The sequence below is a fragment of the Enterococcus larvae genome, from assembly GCF_017830045.1.
Classification (GTDB): domain Bacteria; phylum Bacillota; class Bacilli; order Lactobacillales; family Enterococcaceae; genus Enterococcus_L; species Enterococcus_L larvae.
On the sequence record NZ_JAEDXU010000014.1, the window covers coordinates 14,068 to 28,038 of the forward strand.

General features: G+C 40.4%; 14 protein-coding genes. 12 read left to right on the forward strand and 2 right to left on the reverse strand.

The window, feature by feature from the left end:
• The first annotated feature begins 388 nt into the window (after nucleotides 1–388).
• Nucleotides 389–913: a ribosome maturation factor RimM gene (gene rimM / locus I6N96_RS18295; RefSeq protein WP_209559020.1), complete on the forward strand. Its 525-nt coding sequence runs from the start codon at nucleotides 389–391 to the stop codon at nucleotides 911–913.
• Nucleotides 903–1,643 carry a tRNA (guanosine(37)-N1)-methyltransferase TrmD gene (gene trmD / locus I6N96_RS18300; RefSeq protein WP_209559021.1) on the forward strand — a complete coding sequence of 247 codons (741 nt, stop codon included), beginning with the start codon at nucleotides 903–905 and terminating at the stop codon, nucleotides 1,641–1,643. Before rimM ends, trmD begins: the two co-directional genes overlap by 11 nt.
• Nucleotides 1,644–1,810: 167 nt before the next feature.
• Here the strand turns inward: trmD and I6N96_RS18305 are convergent, their stop codons facing one another.
• Entirely contained in the window at nucleotides 1,811–2,644 is an 834-nt protein-coding gene (locus I6N96_RS18305; protein WP_347339097.1) for a LysR family transcriptional regulator, read from the reverse strand.
• Nucleotides 2,645–2,740: 96 nt separating this feature from the next.
• Between I6N96_RS18305 and I6N96_RS18310 the strand changes: the two genes are divergently transcribed.
• The 8 genes from I6N96_RS18310 (at nucleotide 2,741) to rplS (ending at nucleotide 9,774) form a co-directional block, all read left to right on the forward strand.
• Nucleotides 2,741–3,760, forward strand: coding sequence for a YeiH family protein (locus I6N96_RS18310; protein WP_209559023.1), 1,020 nt, complete (start codon nucleotides 2,741–2,743; stop codon nucleotides 3,758–3,760).
• A 408-nt stretch (nucleotides 3,761–4,168) separates the two neighbouring features.
• Nucleotides 4,169–5,497: an electron transport complex subunit RsxC gene (gene rsxC, locus I6N96_RS18315; RefSeq protein WP_209559024.1), complete on the forward strand. Its 1,329-nt coding sequence runs from the start codon at nucleotides 4,169–4,171 to the stop codon at nucleotides 5,495–5,497.
• Complete coding sequence (locus tag I6N96_RS18320) at nucleotides 5,494–6,459, forward strand: RnfABCDGE type electron transport complex subunit D (protein ID WP_209559025.1); 966 nt, start codon at nucleotides 5,494–5,496, stop codon at nucleotides 6,457–6,459. The genes rsxC and I6N96_RS18320 overlap by 4 nt, the downstream gene beginning before the upstream one ends.
• Nucleotides 6,443–7,009: an RnfABCDGE type electron transport complex subunit G gene (locus I6N96_RS18325; protein ID WP_209559026.1), complete on the forward strand. Its 567-nt coding sequence runs from the start codon at nucleotides 6,443–6,445 to the stop codon at nucleotides 7,007–7,009. Before I6N96_RS18320 ends, I6N96_RS18325 begins: the two co-directional genes overlap by 17 nt.
• 19 nt (nucleotides 7,010–7,028) lie before the next feature.
• Complete coding sequence (gene rsxE / locus I6N96_RS18330) at nucleotides 7,029–7,721, forward strand: electron transport complex subunit RsxE (protein WP_209559027.1); 693 nt, start codon at nucleotides 7,029–7,031, stop codon at nucleotides 7,719–7,721.
• Nucleotides 7,721–8,311 carry an electron transport complex protein RnfA gene (locus I6N96_RS18335; RefSeq protein ID WP_209559028.1) on the forward strand — a complete coding sequence of 197 codons (591 nt, stop codon included), beginning with the start codon at nucleotides 7,721–7,723 and terminating at the stop codon, nucleotides 8,309–8,311. The genes rsxE and I6N96_RS18335 overlap by 1 nt, the downstream gene beginning before the upstream one ends.
• A gap of 17 nt (nucleotides 8,312–8,328) precedes the next feature.
• Nucleotides 8,329–9,141 (forward strand): RnfABCDGE type electron transport complex subunit B, encoded by an 813-nt coding sequence (locus I6N96_RS18340; protein ID WP_245187049.1) that lies wholly within the window; start codon nucleotides 8,329–8,331, stop codon nucleotides 9,139–9,141.
• 285 nt (nucleotides 9,142–9,426) lie between these two features.
• Entirely contained in the window at nucleotides 9,427–9,774 is a 348-nt protein-coding gene (gene rplS, locus I6N96_RS18345) for a 50S ribosomal protein L19 (RefSeq protein ID WP_202058620.1), read from the forward strand.
• Between the two features lie 317 nt (nucleotides 9,775–10,091).
• On the opposite strand, the gene I6N96_RS18350 is transcribed toward rplS, so the two are convergent.
• Nucleotides 10,092–10,841: a MurR/RpiR family transcriptional regulator gene (locus I6N96_RS18350; RefSeq protein WP_209559029.1), complete on the reverse strand. Its 750-nt coding sequence runs from the start codon at nucleotides 10,839–10,841 to the stop codon at nucleotides 10,092–10,094.
• Between the two features lie 339 nt (nucleotides 10,842–11,180).
• On the opposite strand from I6N96_RS18350, the gene I6N96_RS18355 reads away from it, so the two are divergent.
• Together I6N96_RS18355 and I6N96_RS18360 are read left to right on the forward strand one after the other, a co-directional pair.
• The gene (locus I6N96_RS18355; RefSeq protein WP_209559030.1) at nucleotides 11,181–12,452 is read left to right on the forward strand and encodes a PTS sugar transporter subunit IIC; all 1,272 of its coding nucleotides are present in this window, start codon (nucleotides 11,181–11,183) and stop codon (nucleotides 12,450–12,452) included.
• Nucleotides 12,453–12,476: 24 nt separating this feature from the next.
• Nucleotides 12,477–13,796, forward strand: a complete 1,320-nt coding sequence (locus tag I6N96_RS18360; RefSeq protein ID WP_209559031.1) for a 6-phospho-beta-glucosidase — start codon at nucleotides 12,477–12,479, stop codon at nucleotides 13,794–13,796.
• Nucleotides 13,797–13,971 lie beyond the last annotated feature (175 nt).

Genomic DNA, 13,971 nt, shown 5'->3' on the forward strand with positions numbered 1-13,971 from the left:
GCTGAGGTTATGTTTATTCTATCATTGTTTTGCCTATAAAATGAATAACAATATTGTAAGGAAAGACTCTATTTGTAAATCTCACAAAAGAATTCATCCGTGTTAATCTATTGTCATTATAGCCTGTTTTATATTTCCGCACATCAAACTTTAGCCCGAAAAGTAAAATTTTAAAAGTATTTTTGGGAAAACATAAAATAAACTGTATGAAACGCAGACTCACAGCGATTTTCAACTAAATAGGGAGATCATTTTTACCTTGTGGAGGCTGTAAAAAGAGTAGCTAGATGGAACGAACGATTTTGTTAGCTGCTTCGGCATTTGTCGTGGTATTCACTGGGGAAAAATGATAAAATGAAAAAGATTATGAATGAAATGAGGTCTTTACGTGGTTGAATATTTAAATGTTGGAAAAATTGTTAACACTCAGGGAATCAAAGGGGAAGTAAGAGTTATCTCGCAAACGGATTTTCCGGAGCTTCGTTATAAAAAAGGTTCTGTACTGACATTGTTTCAAGATGGCAAAAAGCCAATCCAGCTAGTGATCAAAAGTCATAGAAAGCATAAAAATTTCGATATTGTAAGTTTCGAAGAGCATCCGAATATCAATGATGTTGAAAAATATCGAGATGGTATCCTGAAAATCGAAAAAGACAATGTAGGAGAGCTGGATGATAATGAGTTCTACTATCACGAAATCATTGGATTGACGGTTTTAGATGAAGAAGGGATCGAGCTTGGGAAAATCAAGGAAATCCTGTCACCGGGGGCGAATGATGTATGGGTAGTACAGCGAATCAAAAAAAGAGATTTACTGTTGCCGTATATCGAATCAGTTGTTAAAAAGGTAGATGTAGCTAACGGTCAGGTCATTGTAGAAATTCCGGAAGGGCTGATCGACGATGAAAATTGATATCCTGACATTGTTTCCCAGAATGTTCGAAGGACCTTTAGGAGAATCGATTATAGGGAAGGCTGTGGATAAGGATTTACTGTCTATTCAAGTGCTTAATTTCCGTGACTATTCAGATAATAAGCATCAGACTGTCGATGATTATCCTTATGGCGGCGGCGCCGGGATGCTGTTAAAGGCACAGCCGATTTTCTCAGCAATAGAAGCAATAGAAGAACAGGCACCGGAGACGAAAAAAAGAGTGATCCTTCTTGATCCTGCCGGTAAACGATTCGATCAGACGATGGCTGAGGAGTTTTCTCAAGAAGAGCATCTGGTATTCATTTGTGGTCACTATGAGGGCTATGATGAGCGTATACGGACACTGGTGACAGATGAAGTGTCACTAGGAGATTATGTTTTGACGGGCGGAGAGCTTGGCGCAATGGTCATGGTAGATGCAACAGTTCGCCTGCTTCCGGAGGTGTTAGGCAACAACCTATCTGCACAGACAGATTCTCATTCGACTGGTCTGTTAGAACACCCGCAATACACTCGTCCAGCTGAGTTCAATGGAATGGCTGTTCCGGAAGTGCTGACGAATGGCAATCATAAATTGATTGAAGAGTGGCAGTTGAAGGAGTCGCTTCGCCGGACTTATCAGCGAAGACCTGATATGCTGGAAAAGCTGGAACTCACAGATCAAATGAAGAAAATGCTTCAAGAAGTTGAACATGAAGAAGCAGAATAAAACAACGAGAAAGCGGTCTTGAAAATGACCTGCCAGGATAATGTAGTATTGTTTTTCAATGATGCTTATAGGGCTGTAAGCCAAGAGAAGCAGGAGAAAGAGGATGGTTAACATCCAGTATTTTCTCCTGCTTTGGTTTGTCGTCATGATGGGGTTTTAGGACCAGCTTAAGCGTCCGTGTGCTGAGAAATCCATTTGGTGATAAACCTGCTGCATTGAGCAGCCGCTTCAGAATCGGAAGTTCCTCTTTCTAAAAGATAGAAATTACGTTCATAGCTCTCTGCTAAAGGAACGGTGTGAAGGCCATCAGTCTCTCGAGAAGAAATGATCGATCGTCCGATCCCCATTTGTAGAAGCTTTAGGATCAGTTCATTACTGTTGATTTCTAAAAATGGGCCAGTGATATTATTTTCTTCAAAGTAGCGTTTTGAATAATGATAGACGCCGGAGGTTGGCTCTCGGACTAACCACAGTGTTTCTTTGATTTCACCAGCGATCACAAGTGTGTCAGACATCAAGGTCGTACGCTTGAGTGTTCCAGTCTGCAACGGCATTTCAATAAAGCCTAAATCTGCTTCATGCTTGGTCATCGTATTCAACACATCAAGGGAGTTGCAAAGAGTGATCTTGAATGAGATTTGTGGAAAGACAGCAAGCATGGCCTTCATCAAATCGGGAAGGACTTTGATACCAAAGGTCTGTGAAGCAGCAATCTGAATGATTTCATTCGCTGCTGACTGACTTATGACTAGATGCCGTGTCTTTTCCCATTCCTCTAGAATATCTAAGGATTGATTGTATAAAAGCTCTGCCTGAGGCGTCGGGGTGATTTTTTTCTTACCGCTTCGAATAAAAAGTATTGTGGACAGCTCATTTTCGAGCTGTTTGATTTGAGCAGAAACAGCAGGCTGAGAAATAAACAGGATCTCTGCAGCTTCTGAGAAATTTAACGTTTCATATACCGTTTTGAACGTTTCCAGTAGTTTAAACAAAGAAATCACTTCCATTACATTTCGTTATAGTAACTATAATAACAATAAATTAAAAGAATGAAAAGCAGGGTGTATAATAGCTACAGATAGTTAGGAGGGAAACAAATGAACATTCGTTCAATTACAAAAAACTCATTCGTTTCAGGAGTTGTTTTAGCTTTTTTAATTGCCCTGATCAGTAAAGGCCTGGCAATTTTTCTACCGCAGCTTGGCGGTGCGACGATCGCTATTTTACTAGGGATCGTATTAGGAAATTCCATCGGTCATCAGGACCGTTTTGATAGAGGAACAAAGTTTGCTGAGAGTAAGCTCCTTGAGATTTCGGTTGTATTGTTGGGGGCGACAGTGACATTTCAGACGGTAGCAGAGATGGGTGTTAAAGGAGCCGTATTCATTGTGCTGTTGATGACAGGAACGATTATGTTTACCTATATTGTCGGAAAAGCTTTGGGCTTCAATCAATCAATGGCTTTGATGATGGCCGGAGGTAATGCAGTTTGCGGATCTTCAGCAATTGCATCAATTGCACCAGTCATTGGCGCCAAGGATGAGGAGAAAGGACAAATCATCACATTGGTGAATTTACTTGGAACCGTTATGATGCTGACACTGCCCTTTATCGGCTTAGCTTTGTTCGGAGATGGACTTATTGCAAAAAGTGCTTTGCTAGGAGGCACGCTTCAATCTGTCGGGCAAGTTGTAGCAGGTGCAAGCTTGTTGAATGAAGAGGTTGTTCAATTTGCGATGCTGTTTAAAATTTTACGTATCCTATTGTTGGTTGTCGTCGTTTTCGTATTTGAGAAGTGGGCTTCACGCTCAAGTCGCTCACTGGACACAACAGCCGCTGCTCAGCCTAAAAAGAAAAAATCTCTGCCGTGGTATGTTACTGGCTTTCTGATTGTTTGTATCATTAATAGTGTTTTTCATATTCCGACACTAGTATCAGAATCTGCTCATTTTGTCAGTGGCTGGTGTGAAGTAACAGCATTAGCAGCGATTGGCTTACGCCTGAACTTGAAAAAATTCTTGAAGGAAGGGCCAAAATTCATGATTTACGGTCTTTCTGTCGGGGCTTTTCAAACGATAGGTGCAGTCCTGTTGATTTTCCTTTTACTAAAAGGGTGATCGATCTGACGAAAGTGATAGATAGTTGGTTCAATGAATTGTTGTCGAATAATTGGCAACGATTCATTGGATCTTTTTTTCTATTCTGCTTAGTTTACATTCAAAAATAATAGATATATATGTTTTCTGCGTCTCTGTAATTGTTAAAAAAGTAAATGATAATAATTTTAGATTGTGAAAAATATTCTGGCGTATTTATAGAGTTTAACAATTTTTATGTATTTTTTTCAATTTGTTGTTGTTTTGTTTGATTTGAAAAAGGTATAATGAAATAAGGGTTTTAATTGTTTTTTTAGAAAATTAGTATAGCAAATCATTGCTTTTTTCTACAGCTGGAATTTTAGTTATATAAAAAATTTCACAATCTTTTGTTGTTTGTTCCTTTTGCTAAGGTAAGGAGGTTTGAACGTGAGTAAAATTATTCAAGCTTTTTCGAAGTTCAAAGGGGGGATATCTGTACCTCATCATAAAAATACGAAAGAAAATGTAACCGCTAACATTCATGATCCTTCAATTGTCATTATTCCTATGCAGCAGCACATTGGCGCCGTCTGTCAACCTACAGTCAAAAAGAAAGACATGGTTAAGGTTGGTCAGGTAATTGGACAATCAACCGCTTATGTATCAGCTCCGATTCATTCATCTGTTTCAGGAAAGGTCAAAGCTATCAAGCCTATCCTGCTTTCCAATGGGAAGATGTGTGAAGCTGTTTATATTGAAAATGATGGGATGAATACGATTGATCCAGAGTTGAAGCCGACAAGTGTGAAAACTAAGGATGAGCTGCTGCAGGCTGCCTATGATAGCGGATTAGTAGGTATTGGCGGTGCCGGATTTCCACTGCATGTAAAACTGGCAAATAAAGAAAATCATTTGATCGATCACCTGATTATTAACGGAGCGGAATGTGAACCGTACATTACTTCTGATTACAGAGAAATGATTGAGTACCCTACACGCATCATCAATGGAGCAGAAAGAATCATGAAGCATCTGGGAATCAAAAAAGGAATTATTGGTATTGAGGAAAATAAGCCGAAGGCCATTCAAGTAATCGGTGATCTTTTAGAGAAGCGCACAGATATATCTTCCGCAATTGAAGTAATGTCTCTCCCTGTAAAGTACCCGCAAGGGGCTGAGAAAATGCTGATTTATGGAGCTACAGGAAGAAAAATAGGAAAGGGAGAACTGCCTGGGCAAGTAGGCTGTCTTGTCTTGAATGTCTCCACAGTTTCTTTATTTGAACACTATTTGGAAACTGGTCTTCCATTAGTTCGTAAACGAATCACGGTCTCGGGAGATTGCATCGCTTTACCTCAAAATGTTTCCGTTCCATTAGGCACATCGATCAAGGATGTTATTGATTTTTGTGGTGGATTTACACAGTCTCCAAATAAGCTGATTCTTGGCGGACCCATGATGGGGATTGCACAGTATACCATGGACCTTCCAATCACAAAGCAAAATAATGCGCTGATAGCATTAGGAGAAAGTAAATTGCTGCCTGAAGAATCCCCTTGTATTCGCTGCGGGCGCTGTGTGACTGCCTGTCCGTTATCCCTGATGCCGGTTCAAATTGAGCGAGCCGTTAAAATGAAAGATGCTGCTATGCTTCGCAGGCTAAATGCTTCTGCTTGTATGGAATGCGGCTGCTGTTCCTATGTCTGTCCGTCTGGTAGAAAATTAGTACAGTATATGAAGCAGTCCAAAGTTCTGGAAAGGGGAGCGACTACATGAAGCAAGCAGCAGAAACACTGAATGTCTCTATATCTCCTCATCTTCACAGTGGCAGAACCAGTCGCAGTATTATGCTGGACGTGGTTATCGCATTGATTCCGGCAATGGCTGCTTCTGGTATCATTTTTGGCTTTAGAGCAATACTGTTGATTGGCGTAACAACTGTTTCATGTGTTGTGAGTGAGTATGCCTTTCGCAAAATAATCAAACGTTCTCAAAGTATCAACGATTTAACTGCGGTAGTTACGGGGATCTTACTGGCGTTGAATCTGCCTGTGACGCTGCCCTTTTGGATGGCTGCTTTAGGCGGCGGGATAGCAATCATTATTGTAAAACAATTCTTTGGTGGTGTCGGACAGAATTTTGTGAATCCGGCAATCACGGCTCGAATCGTTCTTTTGATGTCCTTTGCTTCTCAGATGAATGTATGGAAGGAACCCTTTTATTATTTATCAGAATCAACAGACATAGTTTCTTCTGCTACTTATTTTGCAAATGCGGCAGAAGGAAATTTGCCATCCCTAACAGATATGTTTTTAGGGGTCAGAACAGGCAGCCTGGGGGAAACCTGTGCGGTCGCTCTACTTCTAGGTGGTTTCTATTTGATTTTTCGAGGTGTGATCACACCGCTGATTCCTGCCTGTTTTATTGGAACAGTGGCCGTACTGAGCTTGCTTTTAGGCGGTGATCCGTTGTATCAGGTTCTATCCGGCGGCTTACTGCTAGGGGCTATTTTCATGGCAACTGATTACACAACGTCACCCATCAATCGAAAAGGGAAAATTATTTTTGCTATAGGCTGTGGTGTGATCACGGTTTTGATTCGTTTCTATGCCTCATTACCTGAAGGAGTATCATATGCCATTTTACTCATGAATATTTTGGTACCGCATATTGAAACCTTGACGATACCAAGGGCCTTTGGAGAGAAGCGGAGGGATATCAATGAAACAGTCAAATAGACGAGCTGTGATTTCCGGAACAGTATGTTTGATGGTCATCTGCTTTGTCGTGACATTGACTGTTGCGGGAACTCGATTTATTTTCAAGGATAAAATTGCCGCACAGGAATGGCAGAACACGGAGCAATCAATGAATCGTATTTTGAAAGCAGACTCCTATGAGAATTTATCCACTGACGATGAAGAAAAAGCATATGCTGCATTAGATAGAAATGGAGAAATACTGGGCTATATTTTTATTACAGAAGCATATGGCTATGGCAGTATGATCAGCGTGATGAGCGGTATATCAGCCGGTGAGGTCATGGGTATTGAAATTTTGGATTGTACGAATGAAACACCGGGGTTAGGTCAAAATGTTGCTGAGGTTTCATTTAAAAACCAGTTCAGCGGTTTGACCTCCAATCCTGAGGTAACAAAAACAGAAAAGAAGACAGCGGATCAGGTTGAAGCAGTCACGGGAGCGACGAAGTCTTCTGTTGCAGTAGCTGAAGCAGTGGGTATTGCGCTAAGTCGATACCAAGAGCATGTTGATTCTGTAGTGAAATGAGAAAGTGAGGGAGAGTCTATTGGAAAAACCAAAGTTACTATCCATTTTTACAAAGGGAATCATCGTGGAAAATCCTGTGTTACGGCTGGTTTTAGGAACATGTCCAGCACTTGCAGTGACAACGTCTGCTATGAACGGCTTAGGGATGGGTGCTGCTGCAACCGTTGTCTTACTGGGGTCGAATGTAGCAATTTCCTCGTTGCGAAAGCTCATACCTGACCGCGTACGAATACCTGCATTTATTACGATCATCGCCGGTTTCGTAACAGTGGTTCAACTGCTGATAAAAGCACTGGCTCCCGCATTAGATGCCACCTTGGGCATTTATTTACCACTGATTGTTGTGAACTGTATTATTTTGGGAAGAGCAGAGGCCTATGCAAAAAATAATCCTGTATTACATTCTGCGCTGGATGGCTTGGGAATGGGTGTTGGGTTTACCTTGGCGCTGTTGCTTATGGGAGGGATCCGTGAGCTTCTTGGTAGCGGAACGATTTTAGGCATTGCTGTTACTTCTGAATTTATCACACCCATGACGGTGATGCTGTTGCCTCCCGGCGGTTTCTTTGTCTTTGGCATGCTGATCATGCTAGTCAATAAATTGAGTGAGGAAAAAAACAGCAGAACTCTGGATTGTTCAGCTTGTCCAATTGTAGAAGCCTGTCCAAACGTTGACTCATGTGAAGCAAAAGAGAAAGGAGAGGATTGCTGATGCAGATGATGCTGACAATTTTAGTTGCGGGAATTTTAACAGATAATTTTGTGTTGGCACAATTTTTAGGGATCTGTCCCTTTCTTGGTGTCTCAAAAAAATTGGATACAGCAGTTGGAATGTCCTTGGCAGTAACACTTGTGATGGTCATTGCAACACTGGTCACTTATCCGATTTACACAGGAATACTCGTTCCTTTAGGCTTAGATTACCTACAAACGATTGTCTTTATTCTAGGTATAGCTGCACTTGTTCAATTAGTGGAAATCCTGCTGAAACGGTATATGGAACCTCTGTATAAGTCATTGGGGATCTACTTACCATTGATAACAACAAATTGTGCTGTATTAGGAGTGACCCTGCTTCATCATGCAAAGAATTATACATTTTTACAAGCGATCGTCAATGCCTTTGCAGGTGGGCTAGGCTTTTTACTAGCAATGGTGATTTTTGCAGGTGTGCGACAGCGGCTGGAAGGAAACGATATTCCGGAAGGACTAAAAGGGATGCCGATCACCTTGGTTTCTGCTGCAATCGTGTCTCTGTCGTTTCTTGGCTTTGCGGGTCTGGCTGAAGGACTGTTTAATTAGTAAGGAGAGGGAAGAAAATGATAGAAAGTATTGTTGCCCCCATTCTCATTGTGTCGGGGCTTGGCCTGTTTGCCGGTATCGGCCTATCTATCGCCACGATCATTTTTGATAAGCCAGCTGATAAGAAAGAAGAAGCATTGAAGGAGATTCTTCCGGGAATCAACTGCGGCGCTTGCGGCTTTACAGGGTGTGAGGGATATGCTCAGGCTATGGCGGCGAATGAAGCTGAAGCAAACCTTTGTACACCTGGAGGGATCGATGTCCAAACACAATTAGCTGAACTTTTGGGAACCGCTATTGGTGATTATCGGCGAACAGCTGCATTTGTTCATTGTAATGGAACTTGCAATCATACCAAAGAAAAAATGAATTATGCAGGTGCAGAGACCTGCTATGGCGCCGCTCAAATCTTTGGCGGTCCTGGAAGCTGTCAGTTCGGCTGTATGGGCTATGGAGATTGTGAAGCTGTTTGTGCATACGATGCGATCCATATCAAAAATGGTGTGGCTGTAGTGGATGAAGAGAGATGTATTGGCTGTTTAGAATGTATTACAGCATGCCCTAAGCAATTGATCCGTATGTTGCCGGCTGCTGAGATTTCTGCTGTTGTCTGCTCAAATCATGAACGAGGCGGAGGTGTCAAAAAGCTCTGTGAAGTAGGATGCATTGCCTGTAGTAAATGTGTTCGAAGCTGCCCGGTTCAAGCAATCACGATGGAAGAATCACTGGCAGTGATCGATCCTGAGCTGTGCACCAATTGCGGAAGCTGTATAGAGGTTTGTCCGCAGAACTGTATCGTAGAGGTTGGCTCTAGTGTGAAGGTTGGTTAGTAGATTGATCAGGGTAAAGAAGAGTAAAGATGTGAATAGCTTGAACGGTTGACAATTTTTTGGTGTTTCTGGGTAATGCAAGAAATATTCAAGTAGTAAAAGCAGGAGAAAGATCCATGAATCACAGGCTGAAGGGGAAGTTTTCCTTAGATATAAAGAAAATTTCCTTTACAGCTATTTTTGTCTGTGCTAAAATGATTTGGTGAGTGCAAAAGCACTCATCTATTACGATATTCCGCTGTGACAATTGCTCATAAGAATGTTTTGTATAAGGAGAAGGATAAAATGAATCCATTGATCGAAGAATTAACAAAGGAACAACTACGTTCAGACATTCCAGCGTTTCGCCCAGGGGACACAGTACGTGTTCACGCGAAAGTTGTCGAAGGTACTCGTGAACGTATCCAGATTTTTGAAGGTGTTGTAATCAAACGCCGCGGAGCTGGAATCAGCGAGACTTACACAGTACGTAAGATCTCTGGCGGTGTAGGTGTGGAACGTACATTCCCATTACACACTCCACGTGTTGCTCAAATCGAAGTAGTTCGCTATGGTAAAGTACGTCGTGCAAAACTGTACTACCTACGTGCATTACACGGAAAAGCAGCTCGTATCAAAGAAATCCGTCGTTAATTCATTATTATCGAATGAGATTGAACCCCTTGAGAAATCAAGGGGTTTTTTGTATGTTCTTGTTATTTAAAATAGGTAATGATAGAGAGCGTCATTATTCAAATAAATGAAGAGTCGCAGAAAAGGGACAGAGGACTACAGTAATTCGATGTCCTTTCTCAATTTTCCCCTAAATAGCTATAAATATCTCTTGTACAGACTTCTTATATTTCATTAATAGGGCTCACACAACCTAGCGGCCAATCGTCCCAAACCCATTTTCAATTCGTAAAAAAAAAGTGACGACAATAGTCACTGCTTTTTTGTATGAAAATAAATTACTGATTCTTGATTTTATGAACTGTTCTAGCAAGGATCTCAAGTATATATGTCACAGATAATTGAGAAGTGATATTTGTTTCTCTATACATTTCCGTATTGGCATAATAGGGAATATCTACATCAGATAATTTTGCGATTGATGAATTGGAACTGTTTGTTATTGAAATGATAGAAGAACTATGCAGTTTAATGTGATTAATGTAATCAATGATATCTTCATTTTCTCCGGATACAGATAATGTAACGAGACAGACTTTGTTGTCTAATCGATCTGAAATATTATACAGCGGAGTGTTCAATGGATCTTGTATATTCAATGCCAAGGTAAAAAGGGAGGAGAACAGCAATGCTCCGTAGCTTGCAAAGATGCTTGATGTTCCGATACCTACGAAAAGAACCAGATCAGATTCTTTAAGAATATTTGCTGCAGAATTTATGCGCTCCTGAAATTCATTAGAGTGTGTTCTCTTTAAAAACTCTATGAAAGGAAGCTCATCGATTGTTTGAATGGGTTCAGATAGCTCTTTTAATTCTTTCGCATATATTTGAAGCTTAAGTCGAAAATCAGCATATCCATTACAATCAAACTTTTTGCAAAACCTTAAAATAGTTGATGTACTTACATGACACGCATCGGCTAATTCCCTTATTCTCATATAAGGAACTGAATTTAGATTTTTAGTGATATAGTCATAAATATCAATTTCAATACTTCTTAACTCCGCTTGATAAGGTAAGAACAGCATAATTAATCACCTCTCCATTAGTTATAGCTATAGTGATCCTGTAGCAATTTACATGACTTTAGTGAAATGATATACAGAAAAGCAGCTGGAGGTTCAGTCAGAACCTGCCAGACTATACTTTGGGCCAATAGCCAATGATTTGTCAGGATTTATATAAAGTATAAGTGAAAAAAATTACATTAGCAACAAACAGAAAGATAAACAATTGAAAAAACACAGTGTTTTATTTTTGTTACAAATGCCTAAAAATGAGACCTTTGCCTAGATAGCCTTAACGTATATACAACAGATGCAAGCCTTTTCTATAATACAAATATAACAAAGAAAAGGAGAGTTATTATGGATAAGTTTTTGAATTGGATGCAAAGTGTTGTAATTCCGCCGATGACTAAATTGGGAAATCAGAGGCATCTTGTGGCAGTCAGAAATGGTCTTGCATTGACCTTACCAGCTATCATCAGTGGTAGTGTATTTTTGATTATTGGAAATATTCCTATTGATGCTTGGCTGAATTTTTTAAGCCCTTATGAGAATATGATCAATGCTGCTGTCAATGTTTCATTCGGTATTATTTCTTTATTAGCAGCGACAGGAATTGGGTACCAGTTAAGTAAGAGCTATGGCTTAGATGCGATATCGGGCGCCGGACTAGCTGTGATGGCTTTTATCATTACCCAGCTTTCAGATGAGTTTGTTATTGATCCGGCTGGTTTTGATTCAACAGGGCTGTTTACAGCTATAATTGCCAGTATTGCAGCGGCTGAGATATTTCATTTTTGTATTAAGAAAAAACTGGTTATCAAGCTGCCTGATGGTGTTCCTCCAGCAGTGAGTAACTCTTTTGTATCATTGGTTCCTGCTATGATCGTTCTTATTTTATTCTGGACCATTCGGGTACCGCTGAATTTTGATATCACGCAATTTATTGAACAGCTGTTTACACCTCTGTTGTTTGCTTTAAACAGCTTGCCTGGAATTTTACTCTATACTTTCTTAGTTAGTTTATTATGGTGTGCCGGTATCCATGGTGATATGACGCTGGAGGGTGTTGCCGACCCGATTTTCTTAACGTTTATCGCTGCTAATGCATCCGCATATGCTAAAGGAGAAGCGCTTCCTTATATTACTGCTTCAGGATTTTCCAGTCTATTTGTGAATGTTGGCGGTACAGGAGCTACGTTGACATTAGTACTATTAATGATCTTTTCAAAATCCAAAACCTATAAACAGCTAGGGCGAATCGCTCTGCCGGGGTCACTTTTTGAAATCAATGAACCTGTGATTTTTGGCTTTCCGATTATTATGAACCCATTGATGATGATTCCATTTATCCTGATTCCGTTAGTATTAGCTACAAGCAGCTATCTGCTGATGTCTATCGGATTGATTGGAAAACCAATCATGGTAGTCCCTTGGACCATGCCGCCAATCATTGGGCCGCTGATGGCAACTGGTTGGGATTGGCGTGCGGCTGTGTGGTCAGCAATAGAAATAGTTATTGCAGTCGCAATCTATTTTCCGTTCTTTAAAATTGCTGAAAAGGAAATGCTGTTGAATGAAGAAGAGAGCAGTCAAATTGAAGAACCGGACACAATCGAGTTTGTTGATTAATACTAAGCTAAGGAGGATAAAGGTATGAAGAAAAAATTGAAAATCGTAACAATAGGCGGAGGTTCAAGCTATACCCCTGAATTAGTTGAAGGCTTCATTAAGCGATATGATGAGTTTCCTTTGACTGAATTGTGGCTTGTTGATATTGAGGCAGGGCTGGAAAAACTGAATATTGTTGGAGAAATGGCTAAAAGAATGGTCAAGAAAGCTGGGATCGAGTGTGAGGTTCACCTGACGTTGGATCGCGAGGAAGCACTTAAAGACGCAGATTTTGTGACAACACAGTTAAGAGTAGGTTTACTTGATGCACGGATTTTGGACGAACGTATTCCATTAAGCCATGGATTGATTGGACAAGAAACAAATGGAGCAGGTGGAATATTTAAGGCGTTAAGAACCATTCCGGTTATTCTGGATATCGTAGAGGATATGAAAAGGCTTTGCCCCGATGCTTGGCTGATCAACTTTACTAACCCGGCTGGCATGGTAACAGAAGCAGTACTGCGCTATGGTAATTGGAATAAAGTCGTAGGCTTATGTAATATTCCGGTAAATGCTGTTGTGGAAGAATCTAAAATCCTTGGGGAAGAAACCAAAAATCTGTTTTTCCATTTTGCAGGAATCAACCATTTGCATTGGCATACTGTAACGGATGCAGCTGGCAACAACCGTACTGACGAGCTGATAGAAAAGATGTATGGAAGCGGAGATGCGAAGTCTATCGTAGCAAATATCAAGGATAATGATCTGATTTTTGAACAAGTTGAGAATCTTCATATGGTTCCTTGCCCATACCACAATTACTATTATTATACGGATAAAATGCTTGCTGAAGAGCTGGAAGACTTCAAAAACCATGGAACTCGTGCTGAACGAGTGAAGGTAATTGAAAAAGAATTATTTGAACTTTATAAAGATCCAAAACTCGATTATAAACCAAAACAGCTGGCAGAAAGAGGCGGCGCGAGATATAGCGATGCTGCCTGTGAAACTATTACTTCTATATATAACGATAAACATACCATTATGACTGTCAGCACAAAAAATAATGGGACTATCACGGACTTGCCTGAGGATTCAGCAGTTGAAGTAACCTGCATGCTGACAGGACAGGGACCCATTCCTTATAATTTCGGAAAGTTTGAAGCGAAGGAGCGCGGCTTGCTTCAATTAATGAAGGCTATGGAAGAACTTACAATTGAGGCAGCTGTTTCAGGAGATAGAGGAACCCTGCTTCAAGCCTTTACAATGAATCCTCTGATTACAAGTGGCGATGTTGCCAAAACGGTCATGGAGGAGCTGTTAGAGGCGCATAAAGAGCATCTTCCTAATTTCTTTAGATGATTTCAAAGAAGCATTACCTAATTACTATCTAGTGATTGGGTGATGCTCTTTCATTCTTTTAGGATGAAAATGAAATTATTGGTATACATATAAAATGAATGAAGAAAAAGGATTTTTATTTTCGGAATACCTAAAATTGTTATAGTGAAAAATGAAAACACTTCAAAAACACGGT

Bases quoted from the DNA above. Each gene is read 5' to 3' on its own strand.
- I6N96_RS18355 (WP_209559030.1), top strand. From the start codon at position 11,181: ATGGATAAGTTTTTGAATTGGATGCAAAGTGTTGTAATTCCGCCGATG.
- I6N96_RS18360 (WP_209559031.1), top strand. From the start codon at position 12,477: ATGAAGAAAAAATTGAAAATCGTAACAATAGGCGGAGGTTCAAGCTAT.
- trmD (WP_209559021.1), top strand. From the start codon at position 903: ATGAAAATTGATATCCTGACATTGTTTCCCAGAATGTTCGAAGGACCT.
- I6N96_RS18335 (WP_209559028.1), top strand. From the start codon at position 7,721: ATGCAGATGATGCTGACAATTTTAGTTGCGGGAATTTTAACAGATAAT.
- I6N96_RS18350 (WP_209559029.1), bottom strand. From the start codon at position 10,841: ATGCTGTTCTTACCTTATCAAGCGGAGTTAAGAAGTATTGAAATTGAT.
- I6N96_RS18325 (WP_209559026.1), top strand. From the start codon at position 6,443: ATGAAACAGTCAAATAGACGAGCTGTGATTTCCGGAACAGTATGTTTG.
- I6N96_RS18340 (WP_245187049.1), top strand. From the start codon at position 8,329: ATGATAGAAAGTATTGTTGCCCCCATTCTCATTGTGTCGGGGCTTGGC.
- I6N96_RS18310 (WP_209559023.1), top strand. From the start codon at position 2,741: ATGAACATTCGTTCAATTACAAAAAACTCATTCGTTTCAGGAGTTGTT.
- I6N96_RS18320 (WP_209559025.1), top strand. From the start codon at position 5,494: ATGAAGCAAGCAGCAGAAACACTGAATGTCTCTATATCTCCTCATCTT.
- rplS (WP_202058620.1), top strand. From the start codon at position 9,427: ATGAATCCATTGATCGAAGAATTAACAAAGGAACAACTACGTTCAGAC.